Here is a 17,379-nt window from a genome sequence, read left to right as displayed (position 1 = left end):
TGTTTGGGTTTTAACGATTAAAGAGAACGCAAACAGTCAATCCACAAGATATGAGGAGAATTAAACAGATGCAGCTAAAAGGTTTCCCCCAGACTTTGCTATTTTACAAAAACTCTTTGATTCAGTTTGGTAAGCAAACTTGGTGGTTCTCTATAGCGTGCTGTGTTGCGATCGCAGCTCCTGCTCAAGCAAGCGTAGAAATGCGTGTTGGCATTGAAGAAGCGGTGCCCCAAGTGACCGTTGGCAGTTCTACACGGGCATTGGTGCGGGATAGCGCTGGGCGTGACTTAGGCGAAATTGCAGCGATGAATGCCTTTATTGCCCAATCCGAAAATGGCAAAGTTAAAGTGGATCGCTGGAAATCGACCCAAATTTGGATTGAGCCGACGGGGGGTGGATATGTGTTTATTGGCGATCGCTGGTATCGCGGTAAAACCTGCGTTATCCCCACTGCCAAAGGGCTAACCGCAGTGAACTATGTTGACCTGGAACAATATCTTTACAGTGTTTTGGGCGGAGAAATATTCCCCTCCTGGCCGATCGAATCCTTAAAAGCCCAAGCCGTTGTTGCCCGCTCCTATGCTTTGTATCAGCGGCAGACTAAAGCAAACAGCCTATACGATGTGGGCGACACGGTCAGATCGCAAGTTTATAAAGGCATTTTAGATGAAACGGGTTCTACCCAAACTGCGGTGAATGCCACAGCAGGAGAGGTGCTCACTCACCAGGGACGAATCATTGAGGCAGTGTTTCACTCGGCATCCGGTGGGCATACCGAAAACGTTGAAAACGTTTGGACGCGCCCCTTGCCTTACCTCAAGGCTGTGCCGGATTATGACCAGGGTTCCCCAGAATATGAATGGGTAAAAACTTTTTCTCGCAGTGAATTGAGTGCCCGGATCACAGGAGTCGGTAATATTATTTCTATGGAACCAGAGAAGACCACGCCCTATGGACGGGTGAGAACCATGCGAATTGTGGGCGATGCGGGAACTCGTACAATGACGGGAGACGCGTTACGAAATGCCCTACAGTTGAAGAGCACAAAATTCACCGTATTGTCAGATGGCGCTGTAGCCGGAACCAAGAGCAAGGAACAGGCGAATTCTACTTTCAAAATTAAAGGTGGGGGCTATGGTCATGGGCTTGGAATGAGCCAATGGGGTGCTCACAATCTGGCACAGCGCGGAGTCGGCTATCAACAAATTGTTCTGCATTATTACAAAAATACAATTCTTGCCAAACTTCAGAAGTAATCAGCCTTAAGAAGATGCGTAGTTTTGGCTACCTGACGGTTCTGGGTCGCACAATAGGGTAACTTTTTAGCAGTGAGAAGTTTGAGGTGGATGAGCAAGAAAGTCAGTTAGAGGCAATCGTTCAACAAATTGGTGAAGCAGTTTTAGCGACCGTAGAAACAGTTGATCGCCTATCAGAACGGGTGGATTCCTTGGCAAATCAAGTCCAGCAGCAGGGCTACCAACTTTTCGCCCTGAGTGATACGGTGCAAACGTTGGCTGAAGTGCAGGAAGAGTCGCTGAAGCGGTTAGATCGACTAACGGATAACTTAGAACGGCTGGTAAATGCGTTTGAGCAATCCGACGAAGGCTCAACTTAGGCATTTACCATTGTTTAAACGATCGCCAATAAGGACGACCTTGCCAAAAGATGCCGACTAGCAATCCACCTAGTTGAAGTTGCTCTACTCTAAACAAGGCGTTGCCAATCGGTAACCATCCTTTAATCAAAAATGCGACGACCACGCAGAGCACTAAGCCCCATAGGCTACCCGCGCGAATGTTGGAGCGATCCATGCGCTCTAAGGCAATGACTGCCAGCATTCCCAGCCCAAAAGCGATCGCGCATTCAGTCAGCAAGCCCAACGGAGGATTAAATAATAGCCGTAGGGCGGCATTGACTTCAGGAAATTGCAGCCCAAACGCAATGCCAAACTCCAATAGTGTCACGACCAAAACCACAATAATGGCCGCCTGAGTCAGCGATCGCCAAGGTAAGCGCTTGAACTGCTCGATTGGTCCCATCTATTTCAACCTTTGCCCACAATGGGTCAGTTTTATTCATCACAGTGAGCATCTTTACATCTAAATGCTCACTGCGAAAATTGAACTAGCTCTGTACAGGGGTTGCTTCCGAAACCTTAACTGGTTCTACAGAAATTTCGCTTTTCTGAGCCGAAATCGGTTCTTGTTGCTGTAAGGCAGAAAATAACCGATTGAGTGCATTGACATACGCTTGAGCTGAGGCAACCACAATATCGGTGTTGGCGGAGTGACCCGAGAAAATGCGATCGCCATTGCGGAGCCGAATCGTAACCTCCCCAATCGCATCAATTCCCGCAGTAACCGACTGCACCGAAAACTCAATCAATTCATTTGGCACTGTCACCACGCGATTGATTGCTTTATAGATGGCATCGACAGGTCCCGTTCCAATCGCAGCGTCCGTTCGCTCTTGACCATCAGGCGTTCTTAGGGTCACGGTTGCTGTCGGACAGGCATGATCACCGCAGGACACTTGCACTCGTTCCAATCGAAATAAATCCGGTGCCTGCTGAGTCTCATCATGCACGATCGCCTCTAGATCCCAATCGGTGATTTCCTTTTTCTTGTCTGCCAATTCCTTAAAGCGCACAAATGCTTTATTTAGATCTTGATCCGTCAAATCGAAGCCTAATTCTTTCAGCCGAGTGCGGAAGGCATTGCGACCCGACAATTTACCCAACACAATTTGGTTGTCGGTTAAGCCAATCGATTGGGCATCCATAATCTCGTAGGTCAGCTTGTTTTTCAACACGCCATCTTGATGAATGCCAGATTCGTGGGCGAATGCGTTGGCACCGACGATCGCCTTATTCGGCTGCACCAGCATTCCTGTTAACGTAGAAACCAACCGGGATGTTTTATAGAGCTGGCGCGTATCGATTTTTGTCAGGGGTTTCTCTGACTCAACCGGACGACCCAAGAACGGATTAAAGTACTGCCGTCGAACATGCAGTGCCATTACCAATTCTTCCAATGCTGCATTTCCAGCCCGTTCGCCGATGCCGTTGATGGTGCATTCTAATTGGCGTGCGCCATTCTTCACCGCTTCCAAGAAGTTGGCGACGGCTAAACCCAAATCGTTATGACCATGCACGGAAATAATTGCCTGGTCGATGTTGGGGACGTTTTCCTTAATGCCGCGAATCAGTGCGCCAAATTCTGTGGGAGTGGTGTAACCCACCGTATCGGGGATATTAATGGTGGTGGCACCGGCAGAGATCGCCTGCTCCAACACTTCGTAGAGAAAATCAGGATCGCTACGTACTGCATCTTCGGGCGAAAACTCCACGTCATCAACGAAGGATTTTGCGTAGGCAACCATGTCTGCGGCGATCGCTTTCACCTCAGCACGGGTTTTCCGCAGCTTATATTCCAAGTGAATATCGGAGGTGGCAATGAAGGTATGAATTCGGTGATGAGCCGCAGGTTTCACCGCTTCTGCGGCTGCCTTAATATCCGGTCGATTAGCGCGTGCTAACCCACAAATGATCGGACCATCCGGAATGCCAACCGTTTGAGCAATCTTTTGAACCGCTTCAAAATCGCCAGGGCTGGAGTAAGGAAACCCTGCTTCAATCACATCAACACCCAGTCTTGCCAGTTGCCGTGCGATCGCCAGCTTTTCGTCCACGTTAAGCGTTGCACCGGGAGATTGTTCGCCATCCCGAAGTGTGGTGTCAAAGATGATAATCCGGTCGGGCTGAAGCTGAGTGTCCATAAATTGAGCAAGAGTCCTACATAAACAATCGTTCTAATTACTAGCCTACCGCTTGTTTTAAACGGGTTAGAAATAATTCAAGGATTTTTATCACATTTTCAATAAATAAATTAGATATTTCTCTCAGTATCTTGGATGGTTAAGAGCAAATATTTGCTTGAATGATTATGTCTCTAAGACTAATTCTTTAAATTGTGTGGGACAAAGTTTCTATAAATCAGTTTTTTCGATTTCTTTGCGAATATCGTTTAAGTCAATGTAGTGATCAGTGGCGTTACGAAGTTCGCGCGCAATCATTCCTTCAGTGGAAACGACGATGATGTGCGTGCTTTTGCCGCGAAGTAATTCGATCGCCCGCTCAAAGTCACCATCCCCGCTAAATAAAATCACGCGATCGTATTGATCGACGGTATTAAACATATCCACCACGATTTCAATATCCAGGTTCGCTTTTTGCGAGTAGCGCCCCGAACTATCGTCATAGTACTCTTTCAAAATCTTGGTTCTTACGGTATAACCCAGGCTAATTAGAGCATCGCGAAAACCTCGCTGGTCTTGCAAATCTTTAAGTCCCGTGTACCAAAATGCATTGACTAAAACAGTGTCAGCTTCACAGGTAAAGTATTCTAAAACGCGCTTTGGATCAAAGAACCACCCATTCTTTTGCTGAGCATAAAACATGTTGTTACCGTCTACAAAAATAGAAAGACGGTTCATCGAATACTTCATAAAAAATCAAAACCTAGAAGTTAAATATTTTAATGACTAATTGTAACAAGTTAATTTAGAGTAACTAGAACTGCTCAGTAGCAACCTATAGAGCCAATTTATATCTACAAAAGATAGAAATGTATGCTTTGTAACTAAAGCAAGTCTGGAACAATATATTTCTCCAAAACTTACGAAATCAGTATGGTTGAAGTATCTTTAATTGCAAGCTATTAATTGAGTAATACCAATATCCACATAATTTGACGCTTAATTATTTCCTTAATCAGATGAACTTAGCTTGTTTTGAAAAATAGGCCTATCTCTTTCTATTTAGAAAATTGCAGTTACGAAGTTTTCAAGGATTACTAAAGATTCTACCGATTTAATTTGAAGAAGTGTGTCACAATCACGAAAAATAAAATTTTACTGTTGAAATTTCGCTGATGAAATATGAGATGAACCAGTAACACCGTACTCTAATAGCTTTTTTGCTACTCTAAAGAAGTTAGGATAAGAGCTAGCATGCATCTGCAAACAGGCTTTAATAGTGTAGGCTCTGCGGTGGGAGTACAAGGGCAAAAGGGAAGCCAGTAATAAATGAGCTTAAGCTTTCAAAGCCCCTTTCCCTTTCTATAGGATGATTGAAATGGGAAAAGTGGACTTTTCAATCAGGGCAACCTACTTAAATAGAATTGATTATGGTAGCGATCGTCACATTGCCCCATCTCATAACTTCCCTTAAAGTTAAGCATGGCAGCATTTTGCCTGAGTTTTAATCATGTCGCAAGAATCATCACACCCTCAAGCCAAAACGCTTATTGCTGAGTCAGCCGGGTTTAAGCGACTTTTGCGAAATTTTGTTTCTCGTCGTTTGGCTACATTGCGACAGATCAATATTCGGGATGCTTCAAATGTAGGTCATGGACTGCTGACTATCTGTGCTGTTACTGCAGGTTTATCAGTAGCGGGTGGCTCAACATCACAGTTTTTAGATAGACAGGTGCAATCCCGGTTTTTCAACCTTCGCGGCACTGTCATCCCGCCGAGTGAAGTCATTATTGTCAAAATCGATGAATACTCCAATTCCCAGGCAAGGAGTAATTATGCAGTCGATTCTAAAAAGTATGCCTATTTAGAACCGCTAACTACTGCTCCTTGGAAGCGAGCAGCCTACGCTCAAGCAATTGATCGCTTGATGAGTGCCGGTGCAAAATCTGTTGCAGTAGATCTGATTTTTGACACGCCCAGTAGTCATGGCATACAAGATGATCTGCGGCTTCAAAAAACCTTGCAGCGCTATGCTGGGCGCGTTACTTTACCAGTTCTGTATGCTGAAGACACCTTGAACATTGGGCTGGTGCATCAGATTATTTCACCCCAAGAAATATTTCAGACGCAGCCTAGCTCGATGGGATCAATTAATTATCCAACTGAAGCGAACGATAAAATTCATGCACTTCCCAGTGAATATCCTCGACGAGTTGAATTCGACTTGGCACAAGCCGGTAATCCTCAAGATGCCAAAATTTTTGCGCGGATGGCGAGTCAGTATCCATCGTTTGCTCAAGCAGCACTGAATGCAGGCAAGCTTACTTATCAGCCACCGAAGGGCGAAAATATCTTTTTTTATGGACCCACGGAAACCTTTACTCAGGTCTCCTTTTGGGAATTACTAGACCCAGAAACATGGAAAAATCATCGCCGTAACAAAACCTTTGAAGGAAAGCTTGTTTTAATTGGTCCAACAGGAGAACCATATAAAGATTTTCATTCCACGCCCTTTGGCATAATGCAAGGGGTGGAGGTGAATGCCAATTCGATCGCTACCCTGCTAGAAAACCGATCCATTTCAACGGCGATCCCCAGTTTGCCAGCGCAGGGTGTATTTGTAGTCCTGTTGGTATTATTTGCGGGCTATGTACAAAGCCATGATCGTAAGGTTGGTCCTCTACGCCGCTTTGGCACAGCGATCGTGTTGGCTTTAGGCTGGATAAGTATTAGCTACAGCGTGTTTGTAGCTGGACGGTTGATTTTACCGACAGCGATGCCAGTTGTAGCGATCGTTCTGAGTGGAGCCTCTTATTTGATTACAGGCATCACGAGCGAGAAACTACAACAGCAGCGCGCTAACCAGCAACGTCGCCAAGCTCTTCAACAGCACGGTGCATCTCAAGATGTGAAGAATTTCATCTACGCCAGCGGAGACAGCGATCTTCGGGGTGTTATGGATGAACAAAACCAAGACATTATTGGCAAAACGCTTGATGGACGTTATAAGGTCCTGAAAGAGATTGGCTCTGGCGGATTCGGTAAAACTTACAGAGCACAAGATACTAACCGACCGAAGAACCCGCTGTGTGTTGTCAAACAGTTACGCCCTGTCAACACTAAGCCTAGGGCGATTGAGTTAGCAAAAAAATTATTTAAGCGAGAAGCGGAAGTGCTGGAACGACTCGGAATACATGATCAAATTCCGCGGCTACTTACCTATCGAGAAGATGAATTTTATCTTGTCCAGGACTACATTAAGGGCGAATCCCTTCAACATGAACTGTTTGGAAGCCATTCATCAGGACGGCTACCCGAACGCAAAGTTGTTGATATTTTGCAAGACCTGCTGCAAGTTCTAAAATTTGTTCATGATCATGGTGTAATTCATCGTGACATTAAACCTGCTAACATCATTCGGCGACAAGCGGATGGCAAACTCGTTTTGATCGACTTTGGTGCTGTAAAAGAAATCGAGCAGCAAATTGAGCAAGTAGGCGATACTCAATCCATTGATAGAGCGACTGTTGCCATAGGAACTGATGGCTTTATGGCACCTGAACAAGCCCATGGTCGTCCTCGTCTCAGCAGCGATATTTATTCAGTTGGTATTGTAGGCATCTTGGCGTTAACTGGACTATCTGCTAAAGAGTTAAATCAGAAGCGAGATCCTAGTACTGATAAATTTCAATGGAAAGAAAACATTCGCGTGAGCCATGCTCTTGCCGAAATTCTAGATAAGATGGTGTCTTCTGATCATTTTGCTCGTTATCAATCAGCGACTGATGCTTTGGCGGCCTTGAAGCCACTTTTCGAAAATACTAAGCATCTGTGGGAGCAAACAAATTCTACAGAGGATGCCTCACCACAAGATCCTACAGAGATGAGTTTAGAAGAAACAAGAGCGTGGCCCGACACTTTTAGCGCTCTCCAACTAAGTGACACTGATCCTGCTGGTGGCTCAATAGATAACTCACAAGATTTCTTTAGTTGTCTGCTGATAGCAATTACAACCTGCTTTAATCGCGCAGAGTATCTTGATCGTCCATCCAAAGGGCTTCTGCTTCTGAAAGTTCTACTACATCTTCTGCGATCGCCTCATCGGGATCGCGACGAGTAACAAACGGTAAATAAGCTCCTTTCAAACCCCGCTTAATTCGCTCTGGTGTACCTTCAAAAATCACAAATAGGGGGTAGGTGCTGTCTGCCCCTTCGCTCAGAATGTGACGATAGCGAGAAGGCATATCCCACTCATAGCCCCGACTCAAATGAACCTGAGTATATCGCCAGCGCCCCAACAAATCGGAAAAGTCTTCTTCTGGACGATGGATATACAGAAAAATCTCCACGCCAGTTTTTATCTTCCATTCCGGATCGCACATTAAAATTGCAACATCACAGGGTAGGCATAAGGTTTCTTTTGCTTGTCCTACGCTAATTCCCCCACTGGATGATGCAATAGCTCTCTCTCCCCGCAGTCGAATAATCGGTAGGGGAATCGTAATCAGGCTTTCATCTGGGCGACGCATACTGGGAATCATTTCCAGATAAGGTCGATATTGCCTTAAAAGAGCGATCGCTGCTGTAGCGTCACTATATTCTGCTAAAGCTTCTTCATAGAAAACTTTTTGAGTCACCATAATCTAGATTGCTTTAGCCCAATTTTTCGAATACGGCAAACATTGGCAAGTACATCGCCAGCAAAATTGACCCAACCATACCTCCCAACAGCACGATCATGATGGGCTCCATAATGCTGGTCAGTGCTTTAACCGCTTGCTCCACTTCATCCTCATAAAAGTCGGCAACTTTAGAAAGCATTTTGTCCAGTTCTCCTGTCTCTTCTCCAATGCTAATCATTTGAATTGCCATCAAGGGAAAAACCTGCTCCTTCTGCAACGCAATACTAATCATGCCTCCAGTTTGAATCTCGCGGCGAGCTTCATCAACTGCATTGGCAATAATCTGGTTCCCCGCAGTGTCACGCACAATTTCCAGGCAGGTCAGAATCGGGACTCCAGAGCGAGTCAGCGAGCCAAAGGTACGACAAAAACGGGCAGTTGCACTTTTTTGAATTAAGTCTCCAAATAAGGGCATTTTTAACATAATGCGATCAACGGTTTCTTTACCAAGCCGTGTTTTGTAATATTGCTTGTAAGCGAATACTACTCCTACTACAACCGCTATCGTCATTGCAACATTGAAAATATTCTGAACAAAGTAGCTAATATTCATCATTGCCTGGGTAAAGGCTGGCAACTCAACGCCAATATCGGCAAAAATTGTGGCAAAAATTGGCAACAAGAAGCGCACCATACCAAAGAAGATCAAAATTGCTAATGAGCCTACCGTTACTGGATAGGACATTGCCGCTTTGATTTGGTTCTGCAAACGAGCCACATCTTCTAAAAGCTTCGCTAAACGGTTAAGTACCTCATCTAAAACCCCACCCACTTCTCCCGCCTGAATCATGGCGACGTACAGAGCATCAAAACACTCAGGATATTTACGCATAGAATCCGACAGGCTTACGCCCTGCTGCACATCTGCACTCACACCCAACAGTGCTCTTTTCAACTTTGGATTTTCGCATTGCTCAGATAAAACCCCCAAACCTCTAACCATCGCCACGCCTGCGTTGACCAGCGCCGCGAACTGTCGAGAAAATATTGCTTTATCCTTAACTGTTACCCTTGCCGTGGAGTCACGCAGACCCTTTAGGCTAAAGTTAAACGATAGTCTTTCTTGCTGCTTGAGTTCTTTGACGAGTATTCCTCTTTCTCTAAAAGAAGCCCGAGCTTCCCGAAGGGACTCTGCAACAATTCTTTCTGTTCGGCTGCCGCTACCGTCTTGAACACGAGCAACAAAAGTCGGCATATCTAAGTACCTGTGGGGTTGAATAAAACGTGCAAATTACAATGCAATTATGCCGCTTTTGCATAAGATAGCTTGGAAATATTAGAGCGGCATATTTTATCTATCGACGTGCAGCACCCGCTTGAGCAGGAGCAGGGGAGTTTCCAATAAGCCGCTGCAATTCATCGGGTCGAGAAGTCTTAGACATCGCGGCTTCAAAGGTAATGATATTTTGTTTGTATTGGTTTGCTAGCACTGTTTCCAGGGTTTGCATCCCTAACTTACCGCCTGTTTGAATAGCAGAGTAAATTTGAGCAGTTTTTCCTTCTCGAATCAGGTTAGAGATCGCCGGAGTAATAATCATGATCTCTTGTGCCATCGTCCGACCATATTCACCGGGTTTGGGGCTCTTTTTGGGAACTAAGGTTTGACTGAAGACAGCCACCAAGGAATTAGAAAGCTGTACTCTTACCTGGGTTTGTTTGTCAGCAGGAAAGACGTCAATGATCCGATCAACGGTTTGCGAAGCAGAACTGGTGTGCAGGGTGCCAAAAACAAGGTGACCTGTTTCTGCAGCGCTGATAGCAAGGGAAATAGTTTCCAAGTCGCGCATTTCACCTACCAGAACAATGTCTGGGTCTTCCCGCAAGGCTGCTTTCAATGCATTGGCAAAGCTCTTGGTATCTTCTCCAAGTTGACGTTGGTGAATCAAACTTTTAATAGGTTCATAGACAAATTCGATGGGGTCTTCGATTGTAAGAATATGTTCGGCGCGGGTGCGATTGATCAGGTCAATCATGGCAGCGAGGGTGGTAGTTTTGCCAGACCCAGTTGGCCCGGTCACCAAAATCAATCCTCTGGGCTTTTCTGCCATTTCTCGCACAACATCAGGTAGTCCCAGTTTGTCAAAGTTAGGAATTTTGGAACTCAGCGCCCGTAGACAGGCAGCATATGTGCCACGGTCTTTATAAACATTGACGCGAAAGCGAGCTAACCCTCTAACGCCATAGGAGCAATCTAATTCCCAGTTTTGTTCAAGATTTTTTCGCTGGGTATTATTCAGCATGCTGAAGATGAGGCGTTGACATTCTTCAGCAGTTAGTGCTTGATCACCAATGGGTTGTAGGTGACCACTAATGCGGAAGTAAGGGGGCAGCCCAGCGGTGAGGTGCAGATCAGAACCGCCCATTTCGACTAGCTGCTCCATCAAGTCTTCAATCATTAATTCCATTAAGCTGCTCCTTCTCGCGAATAATGTTCTATGAATTGTCTGTGAGGGTGATTTGCGATTTCTGAGATCTCGTAGTTTGACCCGCTTGATATGCCATTTCCTAAATGACTAATCATTGCAAGTTTTTAGAGTACCCACAATCCCAATCAAGCTTTCACGGCTAATCTTGAAAGCGAGGAGTGAGACAGTAGGGGCAATCTAGCCACTCTTGCTTCAGTTCTGCACTACAGGTGCGGCAACTCAAAGCACTCTTGCGTTTGGTTTTAAGTTCTGATTCCAGCCCAGAGTCAGTGAAAGTAACCCGTTCTATCTCTTCTAGAGTTGTTTCTCCTTGCCGCACCAGATTCAAGCTGTAGGCTAACAATGTTGTCATGCCTTCTTCCACCGCGACTTCTTTCAAGGTGCTTGTGGGTGCACCTTGGTTAATCAGTGTTTGAACCCGCTCAGTGACTCGCATTACTTCATAGACACCGCATCGTCCTTTATACCCAACCCCGTGACATTTTTGACAAAGCTGCCCTTTTGTACTTGCCTCCTGAATTTCTTGAGGCTGTAATGTGTTCGCTTTATACAGGGTTAGTTCACCATCCCCAGAACTCGTTAAGCCAAATCGAGATAATTCGTCTCGGCTAGGAGTATAGGGAATACGGCACTCGTTGCAAACTCGCTGCACTAACCGCTGGGCAACCACGCCGAGCAGTGCGCCAGAAACCATGAAGGGTTCAACGCCCATTTCATCTAGGCGAGCGATCGCGCCAGCCGCATCATTAGTGTGTAGAGTGGTTAAAACCAAATGACCTGTCAGAGCAGCCTCGATCGCAGCTTTTGCAGTTTCGCGATCGCGCGTCTCACCCACTAGAATTACATCGGGATCTTGTCGCAAAAATGCTCGTAAGATCATCGCAAAATCCATGCCTTTTTCGCGAATCACCTGAACCTGAGTTAACCCTGCCATCGTGTATTCAATGGGGTCTTCCGCAGTACTGATGTTTACACCAGGCTCATTACGCTCCGATAGGGCAGAGTAAAGAGTAGTCGTTTTTCCAGAGCCAGTGGGTCCTGTTACTAAAATCAGCCCAAACGGTTTTGACACCATGCCTTGAACGATTTTCAATGTGTCTGGATCACTAATCAGCTTTGTCAGACCCAATTGTGTATCAGAATTATCCAAGATCCGTAATACAACCTTTTCACCATGCTTACTAGGTAGGGTACTCACCCGAAAGTCAATATTGCGATTGTCATAGCGACGGCGAATCCGGCCATCTTGAGGCAGTCGTCGCTCAGCAATATCTAAGTCAGACATGATTTTGAAGCGAGCCGTCACTGCCGGGATAATTTTTTTAGGAAACGGCTTGTCAAAGGCTTCACGCAGCACTCCATCCCGTCTAAAGCGCACTCTCAAAAACTCTTCCTGCGGCTCAATGTGGATATCTGATACCCCTTCCTGTAGAGCCTTGATCATAATCTTGTTCGCCAAAGCAATCACTGGAGCAGCTTCCGCGTCAGCAACGTTCAGATCGGCTTCTGCTTCGTCCTGAACATCTTGCAGATCCATGTAGCCTAAGCCTTCTAGATCTCCCTCAATATCAACTTTTTGATCTTCATCAATTTTTTTCTGTCGCTCAACCTGCTCATCTAGATAACTGGAAATTAGGCGTTGGTAATCTTCATTAGTAATCACCAAACGCTGGAGCGTTAACCCTTTAGGGCGCAACACACGAGTTAGATCATCTTGGGCTGTTAAATCGTCTGGATTAACCATTGCCACAAGAATATAGGGCTTTTCGCCCTCTTCTCCTTTGGATAAGGGAATCAATTTGCGAGCAAGGCACATATCGATAGGAATTAATGTGCCGATCAGATCTCCAATTTGCCCCGTTGGAATTTGATTAATCTCTGGATCAAGCGACTCGACTCCGTAGAGAATCTTTAGCTCGAAAAGCTGTTGCTTCTTGTACTGCCGAATTAAATCTGGGGGAAGCTGCTGCCCAGTCAAAGATTCCAAAACATCCAGCAAAGATCTGCCAGACTTTCGGCTATCTATTAGGGCCTGTTTCATCTGCCCGTCATTTACATACCCAGACTGAACTAGCTTATTTCCAAAGGGTGAAAAGTTGTTTTGTACAACAAGCGCTCGACGCGGAGAAGAAGAGGAGTGAGTCATAGCCTATGGAAGATGAACTCTTTATAAGGTATTCCCAAAACTATCGAATACGAACAATCTAAGAACACAGATGAATAAAATTAATCTATTTCTCACTAGCTTCCAAAAGTTACTAGACGCAAGATCTGAAGCTTTTGACAAATCTTGATTATCAGATGATAACTTTTGCTGCTGTCTTCGTCAGGTTTTCGTCTAGTTTTGTGATGATTTTGCTTTCATGTAAAATTTGATTGTGCGTTAAAGGATTGTGGGCTTGGTAAAGGTTAAAGGATTGTGGGCTTGGTAAAGTAGGATCAATTCTTTCCCCTCAAGAAGCTATGGAATGCCGACTTTGTGGTCATCCTAAGTGTCATAAGCATGGCAAGCTGCCCAATGGACACCAACGCTATTTCTGCCCTCACTGCCAGCAAACCTTCTGTGAGAGCTTTGACACGCTGTACTACTGGCGACGAGTGAGTCCGGAACAAGTTCAGCAGGTGCTACAAGCTCATAGTGAGGGCAGCAGCTTACGAGGGATTAGCCGAATTACAGGCTTGGCATACAACACCGTGGTCAGTATTGTTCGGGCATCGAGTGCCAAGGCTCAGCTAATTCATAACGACCAGGTCAAGCAAGTGGCAACCGCAGAGGTGAGTGCGGATGAGATGTGGTCTTTCGTGCAAAAAAACAGAAGCAATGTCTTTCCAATGAATTAGAAGTGGGAGACTGCTGGATAGGTCTGAGTTTAGCGGACTCCAGTGGACTGATTTTAGCGGCACGAGTGGGCAAGCATACAGACGAACTTATTGAGGAATTGGTAATTAGTACACAGGGAAAAACGGCTTGCAAACAGTGGAACAGTGATGACTGGGGAGGCTATGAACGAGTCCTTCCGCCTGAAATTCTGCACTATGTTGGCAAAGACAAAACGCAGCGCTTAGAGCGAACCAACGGCATCGTCCGACAACAAACTGCTCGATGGCACCGCAGGCAAAACAAGTTCGGCAAACGGTGGGAGCAAACGAAAGTGACAACACGCTTAGTAGTCAGCTATTTCAATTGGATTTGGCGGCATAGTCGATTCAAAACAACTGCGGCTCAACGAGCAAAACTGGCTGAGCAGCCTTGGACCTGGCAGGATGTCGTTACCTACCCCACAATCCTTTAGTGCACTACCTAAAATTTCGATTCAAGCTCTTTAAGCTTTAGATAGCTTTTGACTAAAATCGACCCAGATTCGCGTTAAAACTGAAAATTCAGTATCAAATCAGGATAAAGCAGTATTTTTTCAAGAAATTTGATTAGATTAGATGAGTTTAAACTGTACGCATTAGGGCAGACTTGTCTAGGGTCTTTTTTTAAGCTCTACTAGATTCCCGCACGGGCTAGGATTTAGAATTAGGGATAGTCGCAACTACACAGATAGTCTTCATCGCAATTGGAAAGCCCACAATGATGGAAGAAGAAAGTCAGATAGAGGAAATTGAGAAGCCCATAGCTAATTCGGTTGAGGTGCCAAATGCATCCCCTGAAGTAGCACTTGAGAACGAAGAGGGGCAAGTTAATTCAGTAGATCAACAAGGTGTTGAAACTGAAGTTACTACGACTGAAGTTACTACGACAGGAGCAGCATTTGATGAAGCGCTTAAAGATGCGGAGTCGTTGTCAAAGCTTGGCGCGCTACAAGGGGAGGTTCAGGCGCTAAAAAGTCAGCTTGAAGACCGCACTGGGCAATATATGAGAATTGCCGCAGATTTTGATAACTACCGGAAGCGAACTCAACGCGAGAAGGAAGAATTTGAGCAGCAGATAAAATGCTCCACAATTATTGAGATGTTGCCAGTTGTAGATAATTTTGAACGGGCGCGATCGCAAATCAAGCCTCAAACTGAGCAAGAAACAACCATTCATAAAAGCTACCAAAGTGTTTATAAGCAACTGGTAGATTGCTTAAAGCGCGTGGGTGTTGCACCAATGCGGGCACAGGGGTTGGAGTTTGATCCGACATTGCATGAAGCGGTGATGCGTCAAGCAACAGATGAATATCCAGAAGGGATTGTGATGGAAGAATTACAGCGGGGTTACCTAATTGGCGATCGCGTATTGCGCCATGCACTGGTGAAAGTTGCTGCTCCTTTAGAACCCGTGATACCCTCTGAGGAAACTGACCAAAATAATTTAGAGAGCTAAAAGTTTTTGAGCGCTGACTTCACTTGGGTCACAACTACAAGGTTGAGTTTGGCGCTAAAAGGCTAAGCAGTTATCGTTGGATAATATTAGTACGCTCTACTTGCTATCTAATTTTCACATTCACCTCATGTACCTTTACTGCCGCCAAACATGGGAAAAGTCATTGGGATCGACCTAGGTACGACAAATAGCTGTGTTGCTGTCTTGGAAGGCGGTCAGCCTGTTGTAATCTCCAACTCTGAGGGTGGACGAACCACTCCAAGTATGGTGGGGTTTGGTAAAGCTGGTGAGCGTTTAGTTGGGCAACTTGCCAAACGTCAAGCCGTTACTAACGCCGAAAATACTATCTTTAGTATTAAGCGATTTATCGGTCGGCGGTGGGATGAAACGGAGCAAGAGCGATCACGCGTTCCTTACAACTGTGTTCGTGGCAAAGACGACACGGTTGATGTGCAAATTCGCGGCAGGTCTTACACCCCCCAAGAAGTTTCTGCCATGATTTTGCAGAAGCTTAAACAGGATGCAGAGAATTACTTGGGAGAAGAGGTTACGCAGGCTGTGATAACTGTTCCTGCTTATTTCAGCGATGCTCAACGACAAGCCACCAAGGATGCTGGAACCATTGCTGGACTAGAAGTTCTGCGAATTATCAACGAGCCGACTGCTGCTGCTCTTGCTTATGGTATGGATAAGCAAGACCAAGATCAGTGCGTTTTGGTCTTTGACTTGGGTGGTGGCACCTTTGATGTCTCCATTTTGCAGATGGGAGATGGAGTCTTTGAAGTCAAAGCGACCTCCGGAAATAACCATTTGGGGGGTGATGACTTCGACGATGCGATTGTGCGCTGGATGATTGAAACCTTCAACTCTGATGAAGGTATCGATCTTTCCGTTGATAAGATGGCGCTTCAACGCCTGAGAGAAGCAGCAGAAAAAGCCAAAATTGAGCTTTCCAGCACCAAGACTACCTCTATAAATCTGCCTTTCATCACTGCTGATGAAACTGGCCCTAAGCACTTAGAGACAGAGTTGACTCGCGCTAAGTTTGAGGAGCTTGCCAGTCGTTTGGTCGAGGGTACTATTCAGCCGACCGAACAAGCGATTAAAGATTCCGACTTAAGCATTAATGCCATTGATCGCATCATCTTAGTCGGCGGCTCTACTCGCATTCCGGCAGTTCAAGACGCAATTCGTAAATATTTCAACGACAAAGCACCTGATCGCTCTGTTAATCCCGATGAGGCAGTTGCTCTTGGCGCTGCGATTCAGGCTGGAGTTTTAGGTGGCGAAGTCAAAGATTTATTGCTGCTCGATGTAACACCTCTTTCCTTAGGAATTGAAACCTTGGGCGAAGTGTTCACCAAAATTATCGAACGTAACACTACAGTTCCCACTAGCAAAACCCAGGTTTTTTCTACAGCAACCGATGGGCAAACCTCAGTCGAAATCCACGCTCTTCAAGGTGAGCGTGCGATGGCGAAGGACAACAAAAGCTTAGGCAAATTTCAACTTACCGGAATTCCACCTGCTCCTCGTGGGGTGCCTCAGATAGAGGTTGCTTTTGATATCGATGCGAATGGCATTCTTAAAATATCTGCTCGTGATAAAGGTACAGGTCGTGAACAAAGCATTTCCATCTCTAACACGGGTGGCTTGAGTGGCACCGAAATTGAACGGATGCGTCAAGAAGCTGAAGTCTATGCAGATGACGATTTGGCGCGGAAGAAGCTAGTTGACCTCAAAAATCAGGCAGACACACTGTTCTACAGTTATGAGACAACGCTGCGAGACAATAGCGAATGGATCACTGCGGATCTAAAAATGGAAGGAGAGCAGCGAGTTGAAGAGCTAAAAGCTGCGATCGCATCCCCCAACATCACGGTCAATGACATGCAACAGCGATTAGATGCGCTTCAGCAAACCCTCTTAGCAGTGGGTGCTTCTGTTTACGCGCGGACAGGTCCTTCTGCTACTGGCGAATTTACTCATGCCGAAACACAAGACGCCACAGTTGAGTATGACCTAAATTCTCATACTGCATCTATCGATGACGAATTTAGCTTTGAAGAAGATGCAACAGTTACCGCAGACTATGAAGCGGTTGACTAAGTTATTTGTAGAAAACAAGACTCTACTATGAGAAGCAATCGCGCAAGCCAATTTTTTTACTTAAGCTAGTAGTTTATTCGCTAAGGTAAAG

General features: G+C 45.5%; 13 protein-coding genes. 6 read left to right on the top strand and 7 right to left on the bottom strand.

Annotated features, from left to right (window positions below):
- Nucleotides 1-68 precede the first annotated feature (68 nt).
- Nucleotides 69-1,256 (top strand): SpoIID/LytB domain-containing protein, encoded by a 1,188-nt coding sequence (locus JOY44_RS02275; protein ID WP_171573648.1) that lies wholly within the window; start codon nucleotides 69-71, stop codon nucleotides 1,254-1,256.
- 86 nt (nucleotides 1,257-1,342) lie between these two features.
- Nucleotides 1,343-1,615 carry a hypothetical protein gene (locus JOY44_RS02270; protein WP_171572130.1) on the top strand — a complete coding sequence of 91 codons (273 nt, stop codon included), beginning with the start codon at nucleotides 1,343-1,345 and terminating at the stop codon, nucleotides 1,613-1,615.
- Nucleotides 1,616-1,619: 4 nt separating this feature from the next.
- Here the strand turns inward: JOY44_RS02270 and JOY44_RS02265 are convergent, their stop codons facing one another.
- The 3 genes from JOY44_RS02265 to JOY44_RS02255 form a co-directional block, all read right to left on the bottom strand.
- On the bottom strand, nucleotides 1,620-2,039 hold the full coding sequence (locus tag JOY44_RS02265; RefSeq protein WP_171572129.1) for a peptide chain release factor 1: 420 nt from the start codon (nucleotides 2,037-2,039) through the stop codon (nucleotides 1,620-1,622).
- A gap of 85 nt (nucleotides 2,040-2,124) precedes the next feature.
- Complete coding sequence (locus tag JOY44_RS02260; protein ID WP_171572128.1) at nucleotides 2,125-3,777, bottom strand: 2-isopropylmalate synthase; 1,653 nt, start codon at nucleotides 3,775-3,777, stop codon at nucleotides 2,125-2,127.
- Nucleotides 3,778-3,987: 210 nt separating this feature from the next.
- Nucleotides 3,988-4,494 carry an NYN domain-containing protein gene (locus JOY44_RS02255; RefSeq protein WP_245404902.1) on the bottom strand — a complete coding sequence of 169 codons (507 nt, stop codon included), beginning with the start codon at nucleotides 4,492-4,494 and terminating at the stop codon, nucleotides 3,988-3,990.
- 772 nt (nucleotides 4,495-5,266) lie between these two features.
- On the opposite strand from JOY44_RS02255, the gene JOY44_RS02250 reads away from it, so the two are divergent.
- Nucleotides 5,267-7,876, top strand: a complete 2,610-nt coding sequence (locus JOY44_RS02250; protein ID WP_171572126.1) for a serine/threonine-protein kinase — start codon at nucleotides 5,267-5,269, stop codon at nucleotides 7,874-7,876.
- On the opposite strand, the gene JOY44_RS02245 is transcribed toward JOY44_RS02250, so the two are convergent.
- From JOY44_RS02245 to JOY44_RS02230, 4 genes are all read right to left on the bottom strand, one after another.
- Nucleotides 7,776-8,396, bottom strand: coding sequence for a hypothetical protein (locus tag JOY44_RS02245; RefSeq protein WP_171572125.1), 621 nt, complete (start codon nucleotides 8,394-8,396; stop codon nucleotides 7,776-7,778). The two genes, JOY44_RS02250 and JOY44_RS02245, sit on opposite strands and share 101 nt — an antisense overlap.
- A 13-nt stretch (nucleotides 8,397-8,409) precedes the next feature.
- A complete protein-coding gene (locus JOY44_RS02240; protein ID WP_171572124.1) occupies nucleotides 8,410-9,633 on the bottom strand; it encodes a type II secretion system F family protein in 1,224 nt (407 codons plus the stop codon).
- A gap of 100 nt (nucleotides 9,634-9,733) precedes the next feature.
- On the bottom strand, nucleotides 9,734-10,843 hold the full coding sequence (locus tag JOY44_RS02235; RefSeq protein WP_171572123.1) for a type IV pilus twitching motility protein PilT: 1,110 nt from the start codon (nucleotides 10,841-10,843) through the stop codon (nucleotides 9,734-9,736).
- Between the two features lie 160 nt (nucleotides 10,844-11,003).
- Nucleotides 11,004-12,905, bottom strand: a complete 1,902-nt coding sequence (locus JOY44_RS02230; RefSeq protein ID WP_322091334.1) for a GspE/PulE family protein — start codon at nucleotides 12,903-12,905, stop codon at nucleotides 11,004-11,006.
- Between the two features lie 422 nt (nucleotides 12,906-13,327).
- Here JOY44_RS02230 and JOY44_RS02225 point away from each other — a divergent pair.
- From JOY44_RS02225 to dnaK, 3 genes are all read left to right on the top strand, one after another.
- Nucleotides 13,328-14,157, top strand: a protein-coding gene (locus JOY44_RS02225) for an IS1 family transposase (protein WP_171572121.1) whose coding sequence is annotated in 2 segments (ribosomal slippage) — nucleotides 13,328-13,669 and nucleotides 13,672-14,157 — 828 coding nt in all. Because the reading frame shifts where the segments join, the coding sequence is not laid out codon by codon here.
- Nucleotides 14,158-14,441: 284 nt separating this feature from the next.
- Nucleotides 14,442-15,179 carry a nucleotide exchange factor GrpE gene (gene grpE / locus JOY44_RS02220; protein WP_171572120.1) on the top strand — a complete coding sequence of 246 codons (738 nt, stop codon included), beginning with the start codon at nucleotides 14,442-14,444 and terminating at the stop codon, nucleotides 15,177-15,179.
- Nucleotides 15,180-15,329: 150 nt separating this feature from the next.
- Nucleotides 15,330-17,288: a molecular chaperone DnaK gene (gene dnaK, locus JOY44_RS02215; protein ID WP_171572119.1), complete on the top strand. Its 1,959-nt coding sequence runs from the start codon at nucleotides 15,330-15,332 to the stop codon at nucleotides 17,286-17,288.
- Nucleotides 17,289-17,379: the final 91 nt, after the last annotated feature.

The sequence above is a fragment of the Leptolyngbya sp. Cla-17 genome (assembly GCF_016807185.1).
Lineage (GTDB): Bacteria > Cyanobacteriota > Cyanobacteriia > Leptolyngbyales > Leptolyngbyaceae > ULC077BIN1.
Note: the sequence above shows the minus strand (reverse complement) of the source record. Positions and strands in the feature narration are given on the sequence as shown.